We start from the raw sequence: 21,150 nt of genomic DNA on the forward strand, positions 1-21,150 counted from the left end.
CCGGGCGCATTTCATATAATTTGCCGCGAATGCCGCGCTTCGCGAGTTGCCATGCCGCCTCACTTCATGCTAATCCTGCTCCAATGACTGTTACTTCCATCTATATTCCCTCCTCGATAAAATGGGTGAGGGTATTCGCCTCACCTTACTGTTGTTCGTGATATTCGCACTGCGTACATTGAATGTGCATGCTCTTTTTCCCTTTTTTCTCAACAAGCATGCCGCCGCACTTCGGGCACGGGCGATTGATCGGTTTATCCCATGACACGAAGTCGCACGCTGGAAAACGATCGCAACCGTAAAACATACGCTTCTTTTTACTTTTTCGTTCAACGATGTTCCCTTCATGACAACGTGGGCATTTCACGCCAATATCTTTGACGATCGCTTTCGTATTTCGACATTGTGGAAAATTGGAGCAAGCGATGAACTTCCCAAAGCGCCCCATTTTATATACCATCGGGCTACCGCATACGTCGCAGTCCACATCTGCCGCTTCATCTGCAATTTCGACTTTCTCCATTTCAACTTCAGCGATTTTTAACCGTTTTTCAAACTCGCGATAAAACTCATCAATGATGCGTACCCATTCGACTTTTCCATCTTCAATGTCATCTAAATTTTTTTCCATTTTCGCTGTAAATTCAACGTCTAAAATTTCCGGGAAAAATTGCATCATTAAATCTAGTACAATTTCACCAAGCTCCGTCGGAACGAAACGCTTATTCTCAAGCGTGACGTAATTTCGTTTTTGAATCGTATCAAGCGTTGGAGCGTACGTCGATGGGCGACCGATACCAAGTTCTTCTAATGTTTTTACGAGCCGAGCTTCCGTGTAACGTGGTGGGGGCTGCGTGAAATGTTGCTTTCCTTCAATGTCTTTACTAAATACGCGTTCCCCTTCAACAAAATCCGGCAGCAACCGTTGTTGTTCGTCTTTCGGATCATCCGTCCCTTCCACATACACTTTCATAAAGCCTGGAAACTTAACCGTCGAACCGGTCGCACGAAAGATGACAGTTTCGTTTGATAGTTCCACTGCTACTGTGTCGAGCACAGCCGGCGCCATTTGGCTTGCGATAAAGCGCTCCCAAATGAGTTTGTACAGCTGATATTGATCGCGCGTCACGTACGGCTTAATCGCGTTTGGATGGCGCCAGACGGACGTTGGACGAATCGCTTCGTGCGCATCTTGGGCGTTCGCTTTTTGTTTTTCTTTTCTTTTTTCTGTTGGTACATATGATGTGCCGAACGTCTGTTCAATATACTGAATCGCCTCTTGTTGAGCGCTTTCGGATACGCGCGTCGAGTCTGTACGCATATATGTAATTAAACCGACCGTCCCTTCACTTCCAAGGTCGATCCCTTCGTATAGCTGTTGGGCAACCATCATCGTTTTTTTCGTGCGGAAGTTTAATTTCCGCGCCGCTTCTTGTTGTAAAGACGATGTAATAAACGGTGCAACAGCATTTCGTTTTCGTTCTTTTTTCGTTACCGATGTGACGACAAATTCGTTTCCTTGGATGTGGCTTAACACATGTTGTACATCTTGCTCCGTTTTTACGTCGAACGTTTCACCGTTCAAGCGATAAAATTGCGCCTCAAATACATCATTATCTTTTACAAACGTTCCTTGAATCGTCCAATACTCTTCTGGTTGGAATGATTGAATTTCTTTTTCTCGATCGATAATTAAGCGAAGCGCAACAGATTGCACGCGCCCGGCACTTAATCCTTTTTTTACTTTTTTCCAAAGCAACGGGCTAATATTGTAGCCGACGAGACGATCGAGCACACGCCGAGCTTGCTGGGCATGAACTAAGTGCATATTGATGGCGCGCGGATGTTCAAACGATTGTTTAATCGCATCTTTTGTAATTTCGTTAAACACGACGCGGCATTGTGAATCAATGTTTAAATCAAGGAGATGGGCTAAATGCCAAGCGATCGCTTCCCCTTCACGATCGGGGTCGGCTGCAAGAAATACTTTTTTTGCTTTTTTCGCCGCCGCTTTCAATTCTTTAATGACCGATCCTTTTCCGCGAATCGTAATGTACTTCGGCTCATAGTCGTTTTGTATATCAACGCCCATTTGACTTTTTGGCAAATCACGTACGTGTCCCATCGATGCTTTTACTTTATACTTTTTTCCTAAATATCTCTCAATCGTTTTCGCCTTCGCCGGCGACTCTACAATGACTAAGTAGTCTGACATCATTTTGTCCTCCCTTAAGAGGTAATTCGTAAAGTAAAATCTTCATTATTATTAATGATGATGTATTCATTTGTCAAACATCATTTTTCGATTTTTTCTTTCATTCATGTAAAAAGGTGTCGAAATTCCTCTTCAATATCCTCGCTCGCTAGTACTAATTTCGCCCCTTGTTGAATGAGCCGATTCGTCCCAAACGCCTCTTTTGTCAATATGTCGCCCGGGAGCGCAAACACTTCTCTTCCGTACTGTAACGCAAAATGAGCGGTAATGAGCGAACCGCTCCGCTCCCTCGCTTGCACGACGAGCGTACCGACAGATAAGCCGCCAATGATGCGGTTGCGCATCGGAAAATGCCACGTTTGTGGGCGGACAACCGGCGGGTATTCAGAAAGAATAAGCTGTGTTGTCGCTAGCTGTCGAAACAATGATTCGTTTTCAGGTGGATATATATAATTGAATCCCCCGGCAATAACGGCAATCGTTTCACCGTCATATTGCAAACATAAACGATGCGCCTGTGCATCAATCCCTTTTGCCAATCCGCTAACAACGACCCAGCCGTTTTGAATAAGCGGCTTAACGATCGTTTGCATCGCTATCATTCCTTGCCGAGTAGGCATCCGTGTTCCGACGACACTAATCATTTTGCGTCGTGTTAACAATTGTATGTTCCCTTTCGCATATAGTACCCACGGCGGATCGTATATATGTTTTAGCCAATGAGGGTAACTTTCATCCGCTATTGTCACAATACGAATGTTTTGCTCCTCATATGTTTTTATCATACGTTTCAATTTGTGACAATGCAAATCATGGAAAAATACAGTGAAATGTTTTTGCGAGATTGGAAGTAATCGTTGCAATTCATGAGGAGAAAGGTGAAAGATGGAAGTTAACGATGAATCAAAGCGGAGTAATTGTGCTATACTTTTCCAGCCAACGCCGCGGCAATGATGCAAATGAATAAGCCTTTCTCGGAATGTATCGTACATCATATCCCTCCTCTTTTTATAAAAATCGTCCTAAGGAACATGCCCTAGGACGATATGACGATTAATGTGTTTTGCACTTTTCGTATAAGCCGCGCTCTTTTAATACAGAAATTAACGTTTCACCAATGACTGCTGGCGTTTCTGCGACTTTAATGCCGCATGCTGTCATCGTTTTAATTTTTTCTGCAGCCGTTCCTTTTCCGCCAGAAATGATCGCGCCGGCATGTCCCATGCGCTTTCCTGGAGGAGCTGTTTGGCCGCCGATAAAGCCGACAACCGGTTTTGTCATGTTTGTTTTTACCCATTCTGCCGCTTCTTCTTCCGCCGTTCCGCCAATCTCACCGATCATAATGACCGCGTATGTGTCTTCATCTTCGTTAAACGCTTTTAATACGTCGATGAAGTTTGTACCGTTGACTGGGTCACCGCCAATACCGACCGCCGTTGATTGACCGATTCCTGCTTGTGTTAACTGATGGACAGCTTCGTACGTTAACGTACCGGAGCGGGAAACGATACCGACATGGCCTTTTTTATGAATATAGCCCGGCATAATGCCGATTTTGCATTCTTCTGGCGTAATGATGCCAGGGCAGTTTGGTCCGATTAAGCGCGTTTTCTTTCCTTCCATATAGCGCTTCACTTTTACCATGTCTAATACCGGAATGCCTTCTGTAATACAAACAACTAAATCGATTTCCGCATCGACAGCTTCCATAATCGCATCGGCAGCAAATGCTGGCGGAACGTAAATGACAGAGGCGTTCGCACCTGTTTTTTCAACCGCTTCAGAAACCGTATCAAACACAGGTACCCCTTCAACTTCCGTGCCACCTTTTCCTGGTGTTACCCCACCAACAATGTTTGTGCCGTACTCAATCATTTGTTTCGTATGAAACAACCCTTGTGAACCTGTAATTCCTTGTACAATGACTTTCGTATCTTTATTAACAAAAACGCTCACGTTTCTCCCATCCCTTCTATTAGCTTACTAGCGAAACGATTTTTTGCGCGCCGTCTGCCATCGATTCAGCGGCTGTAATATTTAATCCGGATTCTTCTAAAATCTTTTTCCCTAATTCAACGTTCGTTCCTTCTAAACGAACGACGAGCGGAAGGTTTAAACCAACTTGTTTCGTTGCCTCAACAATTCCATTCGCGATGACGTCACATTTCATAATGCCCCCGAAAATGTTAACGAAAATACCTTTCACATTCGGGTCAGATAAAATGATTTTAAACGCTTCTGTTACTTTTTCTGTCGTCGCACCGCCACCAACATCTAAAAAGTTTGCCGGCTCGCCACCGTAATATTTAATGATGTCCATCGTCGCCATCGCCAAGCCTGCACCGTTAACCATGCAGCCGATGTTCCCATCGAGCGAAATGTAGTTTAAATCGTATTTTGACGCTTCAATTTCTTTTGGATCTTCTTCGTCTAAATCGCGATATTCTAAAATGTCTTTATGGCGGTATAACGCGTTTGAATCAAAGTTAAGTTTCGCATCAAGCGCCATTACTTTTCCATCACCCGTTACGACAAGCGGGTTAATTTCAGCGATTGAGCAATCTTTTTCAACGAACACTTGATATAAGCCTAACATAAATTTTACAGCTTGATTGACAAGCTCTTTCGGAATATTGATGTTAAATGCCATGCGGCGCGCTTGGAACGCTTGTAGGCCGACAGCTGGGTCGATATACTCTTTAAAAATTTTCTCCGGCGTTTTTGCAGCCACTTCTTCGATTTCTGTTCCGCCTTCTTCTGATCCCATTAATACTACGCGGGACGTCGCACGGTCAACAACAAGCCCGATGTAATACTCCTTTTTAATGTCGCATCCTTCTTCGATTAACAGGCGCTTCACTTCTTTTCCTTCTGGACCTGTTTGATGCGTCACAAGCACTTTTCCGAGCAATTCGCTCGCATATGTACGAACTTCCTCTAGGCTTTTTGCGACTTTTACACCCCCTGCTTTTCCGCGACCGCCAGCGTGAATTTGCGCTTTAACGACACAAACATTGCTGCCGAGCTCTTTTGCCGCTTCGACCGCTTCTTCAACCGTAAACGCCACACGGCCGTTCGGCACGCTTACTCCGTAGCTTCTGAGGATCTCTTTTCCTTGATACTCATGAATATTCATACCCCATCCTCCTATGTATAAAAATAAAAGTACTAGCGCTTTCATTGTATAATGATACTTTGTCAGTTGTCTACCATTTAGACAGAAAATTCTTTAACGAAAAAAAAAAGGAGCATGATCATCGCTCCTCCACCTTTTTTTCGACTTGATAAATAAACGCGAATACTTCGGCGACAACTTTGTACAGCTCTTCTGGAATCGTTTCGTTTAGCTGTAATTGGCCGAGCATCGCGGCAAGCGTTTCGTCTTCGTAAACGGGGACGTCGTATTGTTTCGCCTTTTCAATGATGCGCTCAGCAACCGCCCCCTCCCCTTTTGCGACAACGATAGGGGCGACATGTTGCTCATCGTACGACAGAGCAATAGCACGTTTTCGTGTCATATGCGATAATCCACCCCTTTGTATGAAAATGGTTCGACGACCAATCGTTTCTTTGTCGAAGTGCGCTCTGGCACTTTGACATGAACGGTCGAAAGCGTGTAACCATGCTCGGCAAGTTGTTTTTTTAACGACGGCTCAAGCGCTGAGACGTACGACGATAAATGCGGCGTGTCATTGACGACGGAAATATGGACGATGCGTTGTTGAATGTGAACATCGACGATCGTCTCCTTTAACGTCGCCATCGTTAAATAAAATAACATGCGACAATAGTCTGTATCGATTTTTCCGTTTTCACGTTGTTTCCCGCGCCATTGAATCGTCACGTCGGTTGCGTGCGTTCCAATGAGCAACGGAAATTGAGTAAAAAGATGTCGAAGCGGCAGATCATTTGTCGATAGTAACTGTTGCCCCTTCATGCGCTCGAATAGCGATACGATCTCTTCTTTCAACTCGCCGGTCGCTTCAGCCGCTGCTGATTGCAATAAAGCGAACGATTCATCTTGTTGCTTGATCACCTGTTTGAGCAGTTCATAAACTCGTTCTGGTGAAAAGGAGGAAAGCTTCGGCATATTGCGCAAAAATGAGGCAAGTTTCGTTAACGTTTCATTCGGTGGCAACCGTTCAATCATTTGAGCGAGCATCATCCGTTGCTCGTATAACGGCTTATCATGCTGCAAAGCGACGAGCGCGCGAAACACATCGTCTTGAAATGGCAAGTCGTGCATAAGAAGCCATTTGATCGCTTGCGCTTCTTTTTCCCCTCCTGTTTTCATCCATTGCCGAAGCAACGCTATATCATTCGTCTTGAACGAAAAGGATTGGTCGATCATCCAGCGCACAAGCGCTTTTGTTTGTTCGTTTGTCGGTAACCGAAAGTGACGGATGACACTTTCTTCATCTGCCGTTTTTGCCGTTTGCGGCAACATTTTTAGCAGCAGAGGGGAGGCTTGTTGCACTTGAAACGTATATGCCCCACCTTCTTTAGCTGGCGATTGCAAATGAGCGGTAAGCATATGCGTTCCGATTCGAACGAGCGCTGTACGATCTTCATTTATTTTTTCGATTTTCCCATATACAATATCCCCTACTTGGAACGTTGGTGCTTTCGGTAGGCGGTTCGTTTGCGCTTCATCAAATAACGTGCGCAACCATTGAACGTTCATTTCATTCCCCTCGCTTGAATCGCTCGCGAATTGGTGCAAATGAGCGGCGATGTTCCTCAATCACTCCATATTGTTCAATGGCTTGCAAATGCTCTTTCGTTCCATATCCCATATGCCGCTCAAATCCGTATTGTGGATATTTGTCACCTAACTGCTTCATCATGCGATCGCGCGTCACTTTCGCTATAATCGAGCTTGCTGCAATAGACGCACTATGTGCATCCCCTTTAATGATTGACGTTTGCGGAATCGATAGTGGGATATGCATCGCGTCAATAAGCAAATGTTCTGGAACGACAGAAAGCGACTGAACGGCTTCGACCATCGCTTTTTTCGTCGCCTCATAAATGTTTAATTCATCAATTTCACGGGCACTGACGACACCGATGCCGATCGCAAGCGCGGTTTGTTGAATGAGAGAAAACAGTTGTTCTCGCTTCGTTTCCGATAGCTTTTTTGAATCATCTAAATGCGGAAGAAACACATCTTGTGGCAAAATGACCGCAGCAGCAACAACCGGACCGGCAAGTGGTCCGCGCCCGACTTCATCTACACCAGCAATATAGCGGACACCTCGTTCGTATAGCGACCGTTCATATTGCAACATATGCAAAAAACGTTCCCGCTCGCGTTGTTCTGTTTCCCTTTGTTTATACCATTGTTGAACGAGGCGTTGGACGCCTTTTCGCTCGTCATGTAATAGTTGTTGAAACCATTCGTCTGTTTCATCGTGAATCGTTTGTAGTCGTTGTTTAATCTCTTGCACGTTCATGCGCAATCACTCCTTACATGTTATATCGGCTCATTCATAAAAAAATAAAGGCTCGCATATGCGAACCTTACAGGCGATCGAAACTAAGCCGTCCTAATTTTTCTGTGCGAATATCGCGCAATACGAGCTCAGCTACTTTATCGTAATCGACGACGCCGCCAGAAGCGAGGCAACCTCGTCTTTTACCGATTTCGTCGAATAGTTGGACGATGTCCTCCGGAATATGAGAAAGAGCGTACCGTTCTTTTAAACGATCAGGGTAATGCGCCGTTAAAAAGCGCAACGCATATACGGCAACGTCTTGCAAATTTAAAATCGTATCTTTAATCGCCCCTGTCGTTGCGAGCTTTAATCCAACTTCTTCATCTTCAAATTTTGGCCATAAAATTCCCGGCGTATCAAGCAATTCAAGCTCCTTGCCGACTTTAATCCACTGTTGTGCTTTCGTCACTCCTGGTTTATCGCCCGTCTTTGCGATATGCTTTCCTGCTAGCCGATTAATGAGTGTTGACTTTCCTACATTTGGAATTCCGACAATTAATGCGCGCATCGCACGTGGGCGTTTTATCCCTTTCGCTGCCATCTTTTCGAATTTTGGACGCAACCGCTCCTTCGCGGCTGCAACAATTTGTTTCACACCCGTTCCGCTTTGAGAGTCGATCGCAATAGCCTCGATTTGTTGCGTAGCGAAAAAGGCAATCCACTGTTTTGTGACGTCCGGGTCAGCCATATCTGCTTTATTGAGCAACATGATGCGCGGTTTATTAGCAACAATTTCATCAATTAACGGGTTGCGTGAGGAAAGAGGAATGCGGGCATCAACAAGCTCAAATACAATATCAATCAGTTTTAATTTTTCTGTTACTTCCCGCTTTGCTTTCGCCATATGACCGGGAAACCATTGAATCGTCATCGCTGCCACCTACTTTATTATGATGTTATTCAACAATGCGGGCATCCGAAAGAGGCCAATAGACGACCGACGTTTTGCCTACCACTTTTTCCATCGGAATAAATCCGATATGGCGGCTATCTTTACTATAGCGACGATTATCTCCGAGCACGAATAAATGCCCTTTTGGGACTGTTTTTTCTCCCCATAATTCTTCAAGTGTAAACGACTCTGTTAGCGGACCGTCAAACAGTTGCTTTTTCTCTTCGTCTAAGTACGGCTCTTTATATGGCTTTCCATTGACGTACAACGTGTCGTTTTTATATTCGATGCGATCGCCCGGAAGCCCAATGACGCGCTTAATATAATCTTTTCCTTCCTCTGCATGAAAAACAATGATATCAAATCGTTCCGGTTCGCCAATTTTATATGCGATTTTATTGACGATCATCCGATCTTGGTTATGTAACGTCGGCATCATCGATTCCCCTTCAACAATAATCGGGGCAAAAATGAAGTAGCGAATGCCTCCTGCCAGCGCAACAGCAATAAGAATTGCTTTTACCCATTCAAACCATTCGTTTTTTTGTTTTTCCATCCTTCTCCCACCTATATGATACATGTTGAAAAAGGAGCTTGATGATCAAGCTCCTCGCAATCATTTCTTTTGTTAGATGATCTCTTTGATGCGTGCTGCTTTACCGCGGAGTTGACGCAAGTAATACAACTTCGCACGACGAACTTTACCGCGACGAACAACTTCTAATTTGGCAATCTTCGGCGTGTGTAATGGAAACGTACGCTCAACACCTACACCGTAAGATACTTTACGAACTGTAAATGTTTCGCTAATTCCACCACCACGACGCTTGATGACAACGCCCTCAAATACTTGGATACGTTCACGGTTTCCTTCAACAACCTTCACGTGCACGCGCACAGTGTCACCAGGGCGGAATTCAGGAAGATCGTTACGTAGTTGTTCTTTTGTAATTTCTTGAATTAAATGATGCATCATATTCATCTCCTTCCAACAGATGCTCATGCTTATGCTTCTTGTTCATAGCAGCGGAACATCGTTTTCATGCGACGTAAGTCACAACGTTTATACTAGCATAAAGATGTACCGGATGCAAGAGTTACCGCTCATTTTTTTCCCATTGTTCGATCCATTTTTTTTGTTGTTCCGTTAGTTCATACGTCTCAAGTAAATCTGGACGGCGCAACCATGTGCGACGCAACGACTCTTTTTGGCGCCATTCTTCAATTAAGCGATGATTGCCGGAAAGAAGAACGTCCGGCACCTTCATGCCGCGGAAATTTGCAGGGCGCGTATAATGTGGATGTTCGAGCAAACCGGAGCTATACGAGTCAAGTACAGGCGAATGTTCATTGCCGAGCACGCCGGGAAGCAAGCGAACAACACTATCGATAACGACCATAGCCGCGAGTTCTCCACCCGTTAGGACGTAATCTCCAATCGAAATTTCGTCCGTTACTACATGCTCTCGAATGCGCTCGTCATATCCTTCATAATGTCCGCAAATGAAAATGATATGTTGTTCTTTCGCCAGCTCTTCCGCTTTTTTTTGCGTATATCGTTCCCCTTGTGGACAAAGTAAAATGATGCGCGGACGATGTTCGCTCTGTTTTGTTAAATGATCAACCGCATCAAAAATCGGCTGCGGCTTTAATACCATGCCTGCACCACCGCCATAAGGATAATCGTCCACTGTTTGATGTTTATTATCGGCGAACTCGCGAAAGTTGACGAGCCGAAACGTGACAGCTCCTTTCTCTTGCGCCCACTTTAAAATGGATTCATTCAGCACGCCGGTAAACATCGTTGGAAATAAAGTGAGCACATCGATTTTCATTCGTCAAGCAACCCTTCCATTACATGAATCGTAATCATCTTATTTTTCACATCGACTTGTTTAACAACATCTTCAATATATGGAATGAGCACATCGCTGCCTTTTTTCCGCTTAACAACCCATACGTCATTCGCCCCTGGCGTTAAAATTTCTTTCACTTCACCAATCGTTTCACCATCTTCCGTGACAACGACAGAGCCGATAATTTCGTGAAAATAATACTCCCCTTCAGCAAGCGGCTGAAGTTGACTTTCGGGCACTTTAATGATCGCCCCTTTAAACTTTTCAACTAAGTTAATGTTTTCATACCCTTCAAACGTTAACAAATCAAATGACTTATGCACACGATGGCTCGCCACTTTTACTTCGACTGGCGGCTCGTTTTCCATAAAAATATATAATACATTTCCTTTTTTATATCGTTCTTCAGCAAAATCGGTGCGTGAAATGACGCGCACTTCACCGCGAATGCCGTGCGTATTTACAATTTTTCCGACATGAAACCATTTCACAACGATCACCCCTCACGTATGTCGACAACGATTCCATCTTCAATGACAATCGTTTTCGGAGACTCCCATCGCATCCCTATTTGGACGTCGATGATCGCCTCGACATCTCTTTCTTTTATTTCACTTCCTATCGGTAATATGCGCAATTGCTCAAGAAGGAAATCAAGCTCTTCTATTTTTTGACGACGAACGCTTATTTCGCGTTCAAACTTGTCTTTTATTTGCTTTCGTGAAAACGAAGTGTGCTTTTCCATTCGCTTTTGTTCAAAGATGAGTTGCGCACATTGTTGTTCCAGTTGTTGTTTTTGTTGCATAAATTGTTGAATGAGTTGCTGCTTACTGTTCTCAGTTAATCGCTGTCTCACTTCCACTTTTTGAATAATTTTCATGGCGCACCGCCTTTCTGAACGAAAAAAGGGGAGGTATGTCCCTCTCCCTTACTCTTCGATGCGTACGTCTATTCGCTTTTTCGACTCGTTAGCTGCTTGAACTACGGTGCGAATCGCTTGAATGATTCGCCCGTTCTTCCCGATCACTTTCCCTACATCTTCTTGATGAAGGGCAATCGAATACGTGATCGATTGTTGTTGTTCCGTTTCGCGAACGACGACGCATTCCGGATGATCGACAAGTGACCGAACAATTGTCTCAAGCAACGCTTTCATTGTCGAACATTACTTTCCGTACTTTAAGTTGTGGAATTTCTCTAAAATGCCTTGCTTTGAAAGTAAGTTGCGTACCGTGTCAGATGGTTTCGCACCGTTTTGCAACCATTTTAATGCAAGCTCTTCGTTAATTTTAACTTCTGCAGGCTCTGTCAACGGATTGTATGTGCCGATTGTTTCGATGAAACGACCGTCACGTGGAGAACGAGAATCTGCAACAACGATACGATAAAATGGTGATTTTTTTGCACCCATACGTTTTAAACGAATTTTCACTGCCATAATTGTAGCACCTCCGAAAATATTTCACACAAGATAGTATATTAGCAATAAACGTTTTGTTTGTAAAGTGTTTTTTCTTAACACTGTTATTTTGTTTACATAAACGGGAAACGGAACCCTTTCTTTTTCCCTTTTGGCATCGTCGTCATCATTTTCATCATCTTTTTCATCTCATCAAATTGTTTAAGCAAGCGGTTAACGTCTTGTACTGTCGTTCCGCTTCCTTTCGCAATTCGCTTTTTGCGGCTAGAGTTGATGATGTCTGGGTTCATTTTTTCTTCTTTCGTCATCGAGCGAATAATTGCTTCTACCCGACTAATTTGCTTTTCATCGATGTGTATATTGTTAAGACCTTTCACTTTATTTGCGCCCGGCAACATCTTTAAAATTTCATCAAGCGGACCGAGCTTACGCACTTGTCCTAGTTGCTCTAAAAAGTCGTCAAGTGTAAATGATGCCGTGCGCATTTTTTGCTCTAGCTCTTTTGCTTTTTCTTCATCGACGGCCGCTTGCGCTTTTTCGATTAGCGTCAATACGTCGCCCATGCCTAAAATGCGTGACGCCATTCGCTCGGGGTGAAACGGCTCAAGCGCATCGAGCTTTTCGCCCATTCCGACAAATTTAATCGGCGTATTCGTGACCGCTTTAATGGACAATGCTGCTCCACCGCGCGTATCACCATCGAGTTTCGTCAAAATGACGCCCGTCAGCCCAAGCTGTTCGTTGAAGCTTTGGGCGACGTTGACCGCATCTTGCCCTGTCATCGCATCGACGACGAGGAAAATTTCATCCGGCTTCGCCACTTCTTTGATTTGCTTTAATTCGTCCATGAGCGCTTCGTCAATGTGAAGCCGGCCGGCCGTATCAATTAAGACGTAATCATGATGTTCTTCTTTTGCTTTCGCAATCGCTTGTTTCGCAATTTCAACAGGACTCACTTGATCGCCGAGAGAAAAAACAGGAATGTTGAGCTGTTTCCCTAACGTTTCAAGCTGTTTAATCGCTGCCGGCCGATAAATGTCGGCTGCGACGAGCAACGGTTTACGATTATGTTTTTTGCGCAATACATTCGCTAGCTTCCCCGTTGTCGTCGTTTTTCCTGCCCCTTGTAACCCGACCATCATGACGACAGTTGGCGGGCGGCTCGCTACAGCGATTTTGCTATTTTCTCCCCCCATCAGCTCCGTCAATTCTTCTTTCACGACTTTGATGACTTGCTGTCCTGGGGTTAAGCTTTTCATCACTTCTTGTCCGACAGCCCGTTCGCTCACTTTTTTTATGAAGTCTTTGACGACTTTAAAATTGACGTCAGCTTCTAATAGCGCTAGCCGTACTTCGCGCATCATTTCTTTTACATCGGCTTCCGTGACTTTGCCTTTGCCACGAATTTTATTCATGACATGTTGCAGACGGTCGGCCAATCCTTCAAATGCCATCGTTACCGCCCCCTACTCTAATTTCTCCAACTCCACAACGAGCCTCATCAGCTCTTCATCGTTCGGATAGCGCTCGGCAATGCGCGCTTTTAATACATGTAGCAGTTTTTGCCGCTGCTGAAACTTTTGAAAGAGCAACAATTTTTGCTCGTAGTCTTCTAGCATCGCTTCCGTCCGTTTAATGTTATCATACACCGCTTGACGACTCACTTCGTACTCTTCGGCAATTTCACCGAGGGAGTAATCGTCTAAATAATAAAGGGACATATAGTTTCGTTGCTTCGGTGTTAACAACGATTGGTAAAAATCGTATAAATAGTTCATTCTCGTTGTTTTCTCTAGCATGAAACTCCCCCCTGTTAAGTGAAACGCCTTTACATGACTTTAGTTTATATGTTTTGTGCGATGCTGTCAAGTTATTCTCCTTGCACTTCCTCACGTTCCATAAACGGTGCAAATAACCCATAAACGAATTGTTCTGCGTTAAATGGCTCTAGATCGTCCATTTTTTCCCCTAAACCGACAAACTTCACCGGAATGTTTAACTCGTGGCGAATCGCCAATACGATGCCACCTTTAGCCGTGCCGTCCAGTTTCGTCAGTACAATGCCCGTCACGTTTGTCGCTTCTTTAAACGTTTTCGCTTGGCTCATCGCATTTTGTCCTGTCGTTGCATCTAACACAAGCAATACTTCATGCGGTGCGCCCGGCACTTCACGTTCAATGACGCGTCTCACTTTTTCAAGCTCTTTCATTAAGTTGACTTTATTTTGTAAACGGCCGGCTGTGTCGCATAATAAAACGTCGACGTTGCGCGATTTAGCCGCCTGAATAGCATCGTACATGACCGCAGCCGGATCCGACCCAGCCGATTGTTTAATGACTTCGACACCGACTCGCTCACCCCACACTTCAAGCTGTTCAATTGCACCTGCCCGGAACGTGTCGCCAGCTGCCAACATGACTGTTTTCCCTTCGTTCTTTAATTTGTGCGCAAGCTTTCCGATCGTCGTCGTTTTTCCGACGCCGTTTACACCGACAAATAAAATGACCGTTAAGCCGCTTGATTGGATATTTAGTTCTGTTTTTTCATCGCCGCTCGCTTGATATATATCAATGAGTTTTTCGGAAATGACGCTATACATGTCTTTCGGGTCTTGAATGTTGCGGCGCTTTACTTCCATTTTCAGCTCGTCGATGAACTCCATCACAGTAGCAACGCCGACGTCTGAGGCGATTAAAATTTCTTCTAGCTCTTCAAAAAACTCTTCGTCCACTTTGCGATAGCGGGCGATTAAATCGTTCACTTTTCCCGCGAACGAATCGCGCGTTTTTTCTAAACCTCGCTTAAACTTTTCCGTTACTGTATCTGCTTGTTTTGCGATTTTTTCTTTTAACTTTTTAAAAAAGCTCACCGTTTCTCATCCTTTCTTTCCAGCTGCTTCTTCCAATCGAACAGAAACAAGTTTCGATACACCTGATTGTTGCATCGTGACCCCGTACAATACATCGGCTTCTTCCATCGTTCCTTTCCGATGAGTAATGACGATAAATTGCGTTTCGCTGCTAAATTTCTTTAAATATTTTGCATATCGTTGTACGTTCGCTTCATCGAGGGCAGCTTCTACTTCGTCGAGCACACAAAACGGAACAGGACGAACGTTTAAAATTGCAAATAAAAGCGCGATAGCTGTTAATGCCCGTTCACCGCCTGATAGTAAACTTAAATGTTGCAGTTTTTTTCCCGGCGGTTGTGCGACAATATCGACACCTGTATGAAGTAAATCGTTCGGGTCCGTAAGCTTCAAATCTGCTTTGCCCCCTCCAAACAGCTCGACAAACACGCGTGCAAATTGCGCGCGAATGAGTTCAAACGTCGTCGCAAATCGTCGCTTCATTTCATCGTCCATTTCATCAATGACTTGATAAAGTGTATCTTTTGCGCGCTGTAAGTCTTCTTTCTGTTCTGTTAAAAAGCGATGGCGTTCTGATACACGTTCATATTCCTCGATGGCGCCAAGATTAACTGTTCCAAGCTCATCAATAGCAAGTTGAATGAGCTTTACTTTTTTCCGTGCTTCTTGTGCTGGAATGTTGAGTGGAAATGCTTCTTTTGCTGCTTCAAACGACAGTTTGTATTCTTCACGAAGACGGTTTAACAAATGGTCTAATTCCATATCTAAACGAGCCAGTTTCACTTCTTCGTCTTTTAACGTATCGGTTAGTTGTTTATGTTGACGTTTCCATTCTTTTATTTCTTTTTCTAGCTGTTCAAGTTTCGTTTGGTAATGTAACCGCTGCTCACGCCGAGTAGCAATAAGCTGCGTTGTTTCTTCTTTTTGTCTCGTTTTTTCTTCACATATTCGTTCAAGTTGTTGTTCATCTTCCGTTTGCTCGTTCATATGATGGACAAGCTCATTGCGCTCACATTCTAGTTGCTCGCGAGCTCGTTTCGTTTCTTCCTGCTCCTCGATCAGCCGAAGCACGTGTTGTTGTTCGTTTCTGACGTGCTCTTGCTTTTCTGCCAGCGCGACTTTCAAAGCGGTAAGCTGTTCTTGCATTTGTTCTTTTGATTGTTGTTCTTGCTGTTTTTTTTCAGTCCATTGCTTCACTTGTTCATCAATGGAAGCGATGTTTTTTTGAAGCGTTTCAAGCGATTGCACGACGTGATGAAGGCGAGCCGTTAGCTCTTCTTTTTCTTCTTCAAGCGTTTGCCGCTCATAGCGGTATACAGCTAACCGTTCATCGAAATGCTTTTTACGAAGATCGAGCTCCGTCCATGCGCTTTTTTCTTCTTGCAACGTCATGCGACGAGCTTCTAGTTCATCATAAAGCGCTGTCCGTCGCTGTTCTGCTTGCGCAATCGCTTCTTTTTCGCGCTGCACAAGCTGTTCAAGTTCCACCGTTTTTCGCTCAACATCGCGCCAATTAGCTGTGACTTCTTCTAACTCACGGGCACGGCTGAATAAGGAACTCGTCTGTTTATTTACCGTTCCTCCCGTCATCGCCCCACCCGGATTTACAACATCTCCTTCAAGCGTAACGAGGCGATAACGATATTGAAGTTGACGGGCGAGTTCGTTTGCTCCTTTTAAGTCGCGCGTAATAATGACTGTGCCGAGCAAATTTGTCATCACTTGCTCGTACGTCGCGCTATAAGAAATTAACTCCGAAGCAACGCCAACGTAAGCTGGGTGTTTGGCGATTTCCGCTAGAACGGATGAAGGGAGCGACTTGCGCTGAATGACGTTGAGCGGCAAAAATGTCGCCCTTCCTGCTGCGTGATGTTTTAAAAATTGAATCGCCTCACGGGCACTTTGTTCGTTTTCAACGACGATATGTTGCGCCGCCCCACCGAGCGCCACCTCGATCGCTGTTTCTAATTCCGATGGCACGGTCATAAGCTCAACAACCGCCCCATGAATACCTTTAAGACGATGCTTTGCTTTTAATACTTCTTTTACGCCTTGGAAAAATCCAGCGTACTCTTGTTGCATCGCTTCAAGCATTTCTTTCCTCGATTTTAGCTTTTGAACGTATTGATACGCCTCATATAGCGTCGCTTCCTTTTTACGATATTTCTCTTTTCGTAACGTTAATTGTTGCTCTTCGCTTTGGATGACTTCTTCTTGTTTAGCGATGCGCTCTTGCAGCTCGTCAATGCGTTGTCGTTTCTCCTCCCATTCGTCAACGATACGTTCGTACGCTTGAATATGTTCATCGTTCGCTGCAATGAGCTGCCGTTGTTTATGCTCATTTTTTTGCAGCTGCGCTTCTATATGCGTCCGTTCATTTTTTAACGTCGCTTGCTCATGAACGAGATCAATATATTCGCTCTTTAGCCGTTCAATTTCCGCTTCCGCTTTCGGACCATAAGCTAACAGCACGTCATTTTTTTCTTTTAGCTCCGCTTGGAGCGTTTGCACCTCTTTTTGAAGTTGTTGAAGCTGTTTCTTTTTTTCAGCAATCATCGCTTCAAGCGAACGCTCGCGTTCAGCGAGCTGCGCCATCGTTTGTTCCATTTGTTGCTGCTGTTTATGCGCATGGCTTTTCCGTTCTTTTAATAATTGTTTTTTCCCTTCCATTTTTTCGAGTTCTTCGCTTACAAGCAACAACACTTGCTGCAAACCATCAATCGACTCGTCGAGTGCCGCCAATTCATGACGCAGCTCAGCAACGTGCGCTTCTTCTTTTTGTAGCGTCGTCGCTAGTTCCAGCTCCTTTTGTTCATGCAAGGCAAGCTGGGCTTTTAACGCTTCCCATTTTTCGTGTAGCTGTTCGATTTCATAGACGATTAAGCCAACTTCGTACGTCTGCAATTGTTCTTTTTTCTCGATATATTCTTTAGCAATCGACGCTTGTTGTTTCAACGGCTCAAGCTGCTGGTTTAATTCGTGTAAAATGTCTTGCACACGTTGTAAATGATCTTCTGTCTCACTTAATTTATGTTCAGCCTTTTTTTTCCTCATTTTATATTTTAACACGCCTGCCGCATCTTCAAAAATCATGCGTCGGTCTTCTGGTTTGCTGCTTAAAATTTCTTCTACTTTTCCTTGGCTAATGATTGAAAAAGCTTCACGGCCAACGCCTGAATCCATAAATAAATCGACGATATCTTTTAAACGGCACGGCTGTTTGTTAATGAAAAATTCGCTATCTCCTGAGCGATATACGCGCCGTGTTACGCTCACTTCTTCGTACTCAAGCGGCAAAAACTGATCGCTATTATCTAGCGTTAATGTGACTTCCGCTACGTTCAGCGGCTTGCGCGATTCGCTTCCGGAGAAGATGACATCTTCCATTTTCGCCCCGCGAAGCGACTTGGCAGATTGTTCTCCAAGCACCCAGCGAATCGCATCTGTAATGTTGCTTTTCCCGCTTCCGTTCGGACCGACGATGGCCGTCATCCCCGGAACAAAATCGATCGAAATGCGGTCGGCAAATGATTTAAACCCAATCGCTTCTAATCGTTTGAGGAACACATATATCCCCCTTTATCTAAAAGATATGACAACAAACAAGGCTGTCCTTTCGCACCGGATCAGCCTTGTTGTGATTGTTTTAGCTTGGCTAATGCCATTTGCGCGGCGCGCTGCTCTGCTTCTTTTTTCGAGCGTCCAACGCCAACGCCAAGCTCCTCACCGTTTAACGATACGCGCGATACGAACTCTTTATTATGTGCAGGACCTTTTTCTTGCAAAATTTTATATTCTAAAACTCCGCTGCCATCGCGTTGCACGAGCTCTTGTAGTTGGCTTTTATAATCCATCACATGAGAAAAAGCACCTTCGCGAATTTTTGGGAACATCGTTTTCCCTAAAAATTGGACGACCGCTTCCATGCCTTGATCTAAATAGAGCGCCCCAATAAACGCTTCAAACGCGTCAGCTAGCAACGATGGACGTGTTCTCCCGCCTGTCAGCTCCTCTCCTTTACCGAGTAAAACGAGCTCGCCAAACGATAGCGCATGGGCAAACATGACAAGCGATGGCTCACAAACGATCGCCGCCCGCAGCTTCGTCAGCTCCCCTTCGCTCATTTGTGGAAATTGTTCAAATAAATATTGCGAAACGGTCAATTCAAGGACAGCATCTCCTAAAAATTCAAGGCGCTCGTTGTCTTCATGTAGCCGCTTTCGATGCTCATTCACATATGATGAATGGGTAAATGCTTGCATAAGCAATTTTTCATCGCGAAAAAAAATGCCAATTTGCTCTTGAAACTGTTTAAATTTCATGTACGGTCGTTGCTTCGACATGCATATGAACCCCCAACTGTAAACGTAAAAAGCATAGAAAGCCCCGCTTACAAAACGGGACTTTGCATATTATGATAGACGGCTTTTTATGTAGTTAACTGCATCACCTACAGTAACGATTTTCTCCGCCTCTTCATCTGAAATTTCCATATCAAACTCATCTTCTAACTCCATAACAAGCTCAACAACATCAAGAGAGTCTGCTCCTAAATCTTCTTTAAATGAAGATTCGAGCGTCACTTGCGACTCTTCTACGCCAAGGCGATCTACGATAATTTTCGTTACACGCTCTAATACGTCTGCCATTTTATTCACCTCCCCTCAAGTCATTATACTGAATTATATCAGAAAATAAAACGAATTTTTACATGACCATGCCGCCGTCGACATGAATCGTTTGCCCCGTCATATAGCTTGCCCCATCTGAAACGAGAAAAGCCACGACGTGCGCAATATCTTCTGGATTTCCAAAGCGGGCAAGCGGAATTTGTTGCAACATCGCTTGGCGAACATCTTCGCTTAATTGATCCGTCATATCTGTCGTAATAAATCCGGGTGCGACAGCATTCACTGTAATGTTTCGGCTTGCGAGTTCTTTGGCCGCCGTTTTCGTCAACCCGATCACGCCCGCTTTCGCCGCAACATAGTTCGCTTGCCCAGGATTGCCGCTTACACCGACGATGGACGCTACGTTTACAATTCGGCCGTACCGTTGTTTCATCATTTGGCGCGTGACCGCTTTCGTACATAAAAAGACGCCTTTTAAGTTCGTGTTTATGACGGCATCCCATTCTTCTTCCTTCATGCGCATAAGCAAGTTATCGCGCGTAATACCTGCATTGTTCACTAAAATATCTACCCGTCCCCATCGCTCAAGCACTTCTTTTACCATGCGCTCAACCGCTTCACTATTGGCGACATCGGCTTGCACAGCAAACGCCTCGCCACCGTGTTCTACAATTTGCGCGACAACTTCGTTTGCTTTCACCTCGCTTCCTGCATAGTTGACCGCTACTTTTGCACCAAGTCGAGCTAAATGTAAAGCAATTTCGCGCCCGATGCCTCGCGACGCCCCTGTGACAATCGCTACTTTCCCTTCCATTTTCATTCCCCTTTCACCGCAGCTACCGTCGCTGTAAACGATGCTTCATCAAAAATGGAATAAACGTTGACATGACGGTTTATTTTTTTCACAAGACCGCTTAACACTTTTCCAGGACCAATTTCGATAAACGTATTTACGCCGAGATCAATCATCGTTTGAACCGATTGTTCCCAACGAACAGGCGAATACAACTGTTCGACAAGGCGCTGTTTTATTTCTATTGGATCTGTCATCGGTTGGGCTGTGACGTTTGAAATGACGGGTACATCGCTTGCTTGAAACGACAACGTGTCAAGCACAGTCGAAAACTGCTCCGCCGCCGGTTTCATTAAAATGGAGTGAAACGGCCCGCTCACTTCGAGCGGAATGACCCGCTTAGCCCCTTTTTCTTTCGCGAGCTGCGCCGCACGCTCAACTGCCTCTTTCGCACCTGAAATGACAATTTGTCCCGGACAGTTTAAGTTCGCTAATTGGACAGGTGATAATTCCGTTGCTGCTTCATCGACAACTTGCTGCAATAAAGCTTCATCCATCCCGAGCACCGCCGCCATCGTTCCTTGTCCTGACGGCACCGCCTGCTCCATCAATTCTCCGCGCTTGCGCACCGCATATACACCATCAGGAAACGAAAGCACAGACGCTGCAACAAGCGCACTATATTCTCCAAGACTATGTCCAGCTACGTAATGTGGACGAATGCCCGCTTCTTTTACTTTTTGTAAATATGCGATGCTCGTTGTTAACAATGCTGGTTGGGCATTTTCTGTTTTTGTTAGTACGTCTTGCGGCCCTTCAAAAATGAGTTGTGACAAAGACATTTGCAACCGTTCATCTGCTAGGCGAAAGATCGCAGCTACCGCCTCGTCTTTCTCTGCCCATTCTTTCCCCATGCCGACCGTTTGTGAACCTTGTCCTGGAAAAATAAATGCAATTTTCCCCATCATGCCACCTC

At 44.7% G+C, this 21,150-nt stretch carries 23 protein-coding genes and 1 pseudogene; all 24 read right to left on the minus strand.

Going from position 1 to position 21,150, the window contains the following annotated elements:
- Positions 1-100, minus strand: a pseudogene (locus tag V7Z64_RS03515) (FAD-dependent oxidoreductase); the annotation flags it as partial.
- A gap of 45 nt (positions 101-145) precedes the next feature.
- The gene (gene topA / locus V7Z64_RS03520; RefSeq protein ID WP_297988942.1) at positions 146-2,215 is read right to left on the minus strand and encodes a type I DNA topoisomerase; all 2,070 of its coding nucleotides are present in this window, start codon (positions 2,213-2,215) and stop codon (positions 146-148) included.
- A 104-nt stretch (positions 2,216-2,319) separates the two neighbouring features.
- Positions 2,320-3,207, minus strand: a complete 888-nt coding sequence (dprA, locus tag V7Z64_RS03525) for a DNA-processing protein DprA (RefSeq protein WP_297988945.1) — start codon at positions 3,205-3,207, stop codon at positions 2,320-2,322.
- A gap of 61 nt (positions 3,208-3,268) precedes the next feature.
- The gene (sucD, locus tag V7Z64_RS03530; RefSeq protein ID WP_297988947.1) at positions 3,269-4,171 is read right to left on the minus strand and encodes a succinate--CoA ligase subunit alpha; all 903 of its coding nucleotides are present in this window, start codon (positions 4,169-4,171) and stop codon (positions 3,269-3,271) included.
- Between the two features lie 19 nt (positions 4,172-4,190).
- Positions 4,191-5,351, minus strand: a complete 1,161-nt coding sequence (gene sucC / locus V7Z64_RS03535) for an ADP-forming succinate--CoA ligase subunit beta (protein ID WP_003394931.1) — start codon at positions 5,349-5,351, stop codon at positions 4,191-4,193.
- A gap of 118 nt (positions 5,352-5,469) precedes the next feature.
- Entirely contained in the window at positions 5,470-5,733 is a 264-nt protein-coding gene (locus V7Z64_RS03540) for an EscU/YscU/HrcU family type III secretion system export apparatus switch protein (protein WP_297988950.1), read from the minus strand.
- Entirely contained in the window at positions 5,730-6,899 is a 1,170-nt protein-coding gene (locus V7Z64_RS03545; protein ID WP_297988954.1) for a hypothetical protein, read from the minus strand. Before V7Z64_RS03545 ends, V7Z64_RS03540 begins: the two co-directional genes overlap by 4 nt.
- Before the next feature lies 1 nt (position 6,900).
- A complete protein-coding gene (locus V7Z64_RS03550) occupies positions 6,901-7,671 on the minus strand; it encodes a ribonuclease HII (protein WP_297988956.1) in 771 nt (256 codons plus the stop codon).
- A 67-nt stretch (positions 7,672-7,738) separates the two neighbouring features.
- Positions 7,739-8,593, minus strand: a complete 855-nt coding sequence (gene ylqF, locus V7Z64_RS03555) for a ribosome biogenesis GTPase YlqF (protein WP_198525500.1) — start codon at positions 8,591-8,593, stop codon at positions 7,739-7,741.
- Between the two features lie 16 nt (positions 8,594-8,609).
- Positions 8,610-9,161, minus strand: coding sequence for a signal peptidase I (gene lepB / locus V7Z64_RS03560; protein WP_297988959.1), 552 nt, complete (start codon positions 9,159-9,161; stop codon positions 8,610-8,612).
- A 72-nt stretch (positions 9,162-9,233) separates the two neighbouring features.
- Positions 9,234-9,578, minus strand: coding sequence for a 50S ribosomal protein L19 (gene rplS, locus V7Z64_RS03565; RefSeq protein ID WP_003394943.1), 345 nt, complete (start codon positions 9,576-9,578; stop codon positions 9,234-9,236).
- 124 nt (positions 9,579-9,702) lie between these two features.
- Positions 9,703-10,440: a tRNA (guanosine(37)-N1)-methyltransferase TrmD gene (gene trmD, locus V7Z64_RS03570; RefSeq protein ID WP_297988963.1), complete on the minus strand. Its 738-nt coding sequence runs from the start codon at positions 10,438-10,440 to the stop codon at positions 9,703-9,705.
- On the minus strand, positions 10,437-10,958 hold the full coding sequence (gene rimM, locus V7Z64_RS03575) for a ribosome maturation factor RimM (protein ID WP_297989076.1): 522 nt from the start codon (positions 10,956-10,958) through the stop codon (positions 10,437-10,439). Before rimM ends, trmD begins: the two co-directional genes overlap by 4 nt.
- Entirely contained in the window at positions 10,958-11,341 is a 384-nt protein-coding gene (locus V7Z64_RS03580; protein WP_297988965.1) for a YlqD family protein, read from the minus strand. Before V7Z64_RS03580 ends, rimM begins: the two co-directional genes overlap by 1 nt.
- Before the next feature lie 48 nt (positions 11,342-11,389).
- Entirely contained in the window at positions 11,390-11,617 is a 228-nt protein-coding gene (locus V7Z64_RS03585; protein ID WP_297988968.1) for a KH domain-containing protein, read from the minus strand.
- A gap of 9 nt (positions 11,618-11,626) precedes the next feature.
- Entirely contained in the window at positions 11,627-11,899 is a 273-nt protein-coding gene (gene rpsP / locus V7Z64_RS03590) for a 30S ribosomal protein S16 (protein WP_003394954.1), read from the minus strand.
- A gap of 95 nt (positions 11,900-11,994) precedes the next feature.
- A complete protein-coding gene (gene ffh / locus V7Z64_RS03595; protein ID WP_297988972.1) occupies positions 11,995-13,335 on the minus strand; it encodes a signal recognition particle protein in 1,341 nt (446 codons plus the stop codon).
- Positions 13,336-13,347: 12 nt separating this feature from the next.
- Positions 13,348-13,680, minus strand: coding sequence for a putative DNA-binding protein (locus tag V7Z64_RS03600; protein ID WP_297988974.1), 333 nt, complete (start codon positions 13,678-13,680; stop codon positions 13,348-13,350).
- A 71-nt stretch (positions 13,681-13,751) separates the two neighbouring features.
- Entirely contained in the window at positions 13,752-14,750 is a 999-nt protein-coding gene (gene ftsY / locus V7Z64_RS03605) for a signal recognition particle-docking protein FtsY (protein ID WP_297988977.1), read from the minus strand.
- Between the two features lie 6 nt (positions 14,751-14,756).
- The gene (gene smc, locus V7Z64_RS03610; RefSeq protein WP_297988980.1) at positions 14,757-18,317 is read right to left on the minus strand and encodes a chromosome segregation protein SMC; all 3,561 of its coding nucleotides are present in this window, start codon (positions 18,315-18,317) and stop codon (positions 14,757-14,759) included.
- 59 nt (positions 18,318-18,376) lie between these two features.
- Positions 18,377-19,093, minus strand: a complete 717-nt coding sequence (gene rnc, locus V7Z64_RS03615; RefSeq protein ID WP_003394965.1) for a ribonuclease III — start codon at positions 19,091-19,093, stop codon at positions 18,377-18,379.
- A gap of 69 nt (positions 19,094-19,162) precedes the next feature.
- On the minus strand, positions 19,163-19,399 hold the full coding sequence (gene acpP, locus V7Z64_RS03620) for an acyl carrier protein (RefSeq protein ID WP_003394967.1): 237 nt from the start codon (positions 19,397-19,399) through the stop codon (positions 19,163-19,165).
- 58 nt (positions 19,400-19,457) lie between these two features.
- Positions 19,458-20,201, minus strand: coding sequence for a 3-oxoacyl-[acyl-carrier-protein] reductase (gene fabG, locus V7Z64_RS03625; protein ID WP_297988989.1), 744 nt, complete (start codon positions 20,199-20,201; stop codon positions 19,458-19,460).
- A complete protein-coding gene (gene fabD, locus V7Z64_RS03630) occupies positions 20,198-21,139 on the minus strand; it encodes an ACP S-malonyltransferase (RefSeq protein WP_297988992.1) in 942 nt (313 codons plus the stop codon). Before fabD ends, fabG begins: the two co-directional genes overlap by 4 nt.
- Between the last annotated feature and the right edge of the window lie 11 nt (positions 21,140-21,150).

The sequence above is a fragment of the Anoxybacillus sp. genome, assembly GCF_036834105.1.
Classification (GTDB): Bacteria; Bacillota; Bacilli; order Bacillales; family Anoxybacillaceae; genus Anoxybacillus.

Bases quoted from the DNA above. Each gene is read 5' to 3' on its own strand.
- V7Z64_RS03550 (WP_297988956.1), bottom strand. From the start codon at position 7,671: ATGAACGTGCAAGAGATTAAACAACGACTACAAACGATTCACGATGAA.
- V7Z64_RS03580 (WP_297988965.1), bottom strand. From the start codon at position 11,341: ATGAAAATTATTCAAAAAGTGGAAGTGAGACAGCGATTAACTGAGAAC.
- dprA (WP_297988945.1), bottom strand. From the start codon at position 3,207: ATGTACGATACATTCCGAGAAAGGCTTATTCATTTGCATCATTGCCGC.
- topA (WP_297988942.1), bottom strand. From the start codon at position 2,215: ATGTCAGACTACTTAGTCATTGTAGAGTCGCCGGCGAAGGCGAAAACG.
- ffh (WP_297988972.1), bottom strand. From the start codon at position 13,335: ATGGCATTTGAAGGATTGGCCGACCGTCTGCAACATGTCATGAATAAA.
- sucC (WP_003394931.1), bottom strand. From the start codon at position 5,351: ATGAATATTCATGAGTATCAAGGAAAAGAGATCCTCAGAAGCTACGGA.
- fabD (WP_297988992.1), bottom strand. From the start codon at position 21,139: ATGGGGAAAATTGCATTTATTTTTCCAGGACAAGGTTCACAAACGGTC.
- V7Z64_RS03545 (WP_297988954.1), bottom strand. From the start codon at position 6,899: ATGAACGTTCAATGGTTGCGCACGTTATTTGATGAAGCGCAAACGAAC.
- V7Z64_RS03600 (WP_297988974.1), bottom strand. From the start codon at position 13,680: ATGCTAGAGAAAACAACGAGAATGAACTATTTATACGATTTTTACCAA.
- trmD (WP_297988963.1), bottom strand. From the start codon at position 10,440: ATGAAAATCGATGTGCTCACTTTATTTCCAACGATGTTTACCGGCGTG.
- rplS (WP_003394943.1), bottom strand. From the start codon at position 9,578: ATGCATCATTTAATTCAAGAAATTACAAAAGAACAACTACGTAACGAT.
- V7Z64_RS03585 (WP_297988968.1), bottom strand. From the start codon at position 11,617: ATGAAAGCGTTGCTTGAGACAATTGTTCGGTCACTTGTCGATCATCCG.
- lepB (WP_297988959.1), bottom strand. From the start codon at position 9,161: ATGGAAAAACAAAAAAACGAATGGTTTGAATGGGTAAAAGCAATTCTT.
- rpsP (WP_003394954.1), bottom strand. From the start codon at position 11,899: ATGGCAGTGAAAATTCGTTTAAAACGTATGGGTGCAAAAAAATCACCA.
- rnc (WP_003394965.1), bottom strand. From the start codon at position 19,093: ATGTCGAAGCAACGACCGTACATGAAATTTAAACAGTTTCAAGAGCAA.
- fabG (WP_297988989.1), bottom strand. From the start codon at position 20,201: ATGAAAATGGAAGGGAAAGTAGCGATTGTCACAGGGGCGTCGCGAGGC.
- acpP (WP_003394967.1), bottom strand. From the start codon at position 19,399: ATGGCAGACGTATTAGAGCGTGTAACGAAAATTATCGTAGATCGCCTT.
- V7Z64_RS03540 (WP_297988950.1), bottom strand. From the start codon at position 5,733: ATGACACGAAAACGTGCTATTGCTCTGTCGTACGATGAGCAACATGTC.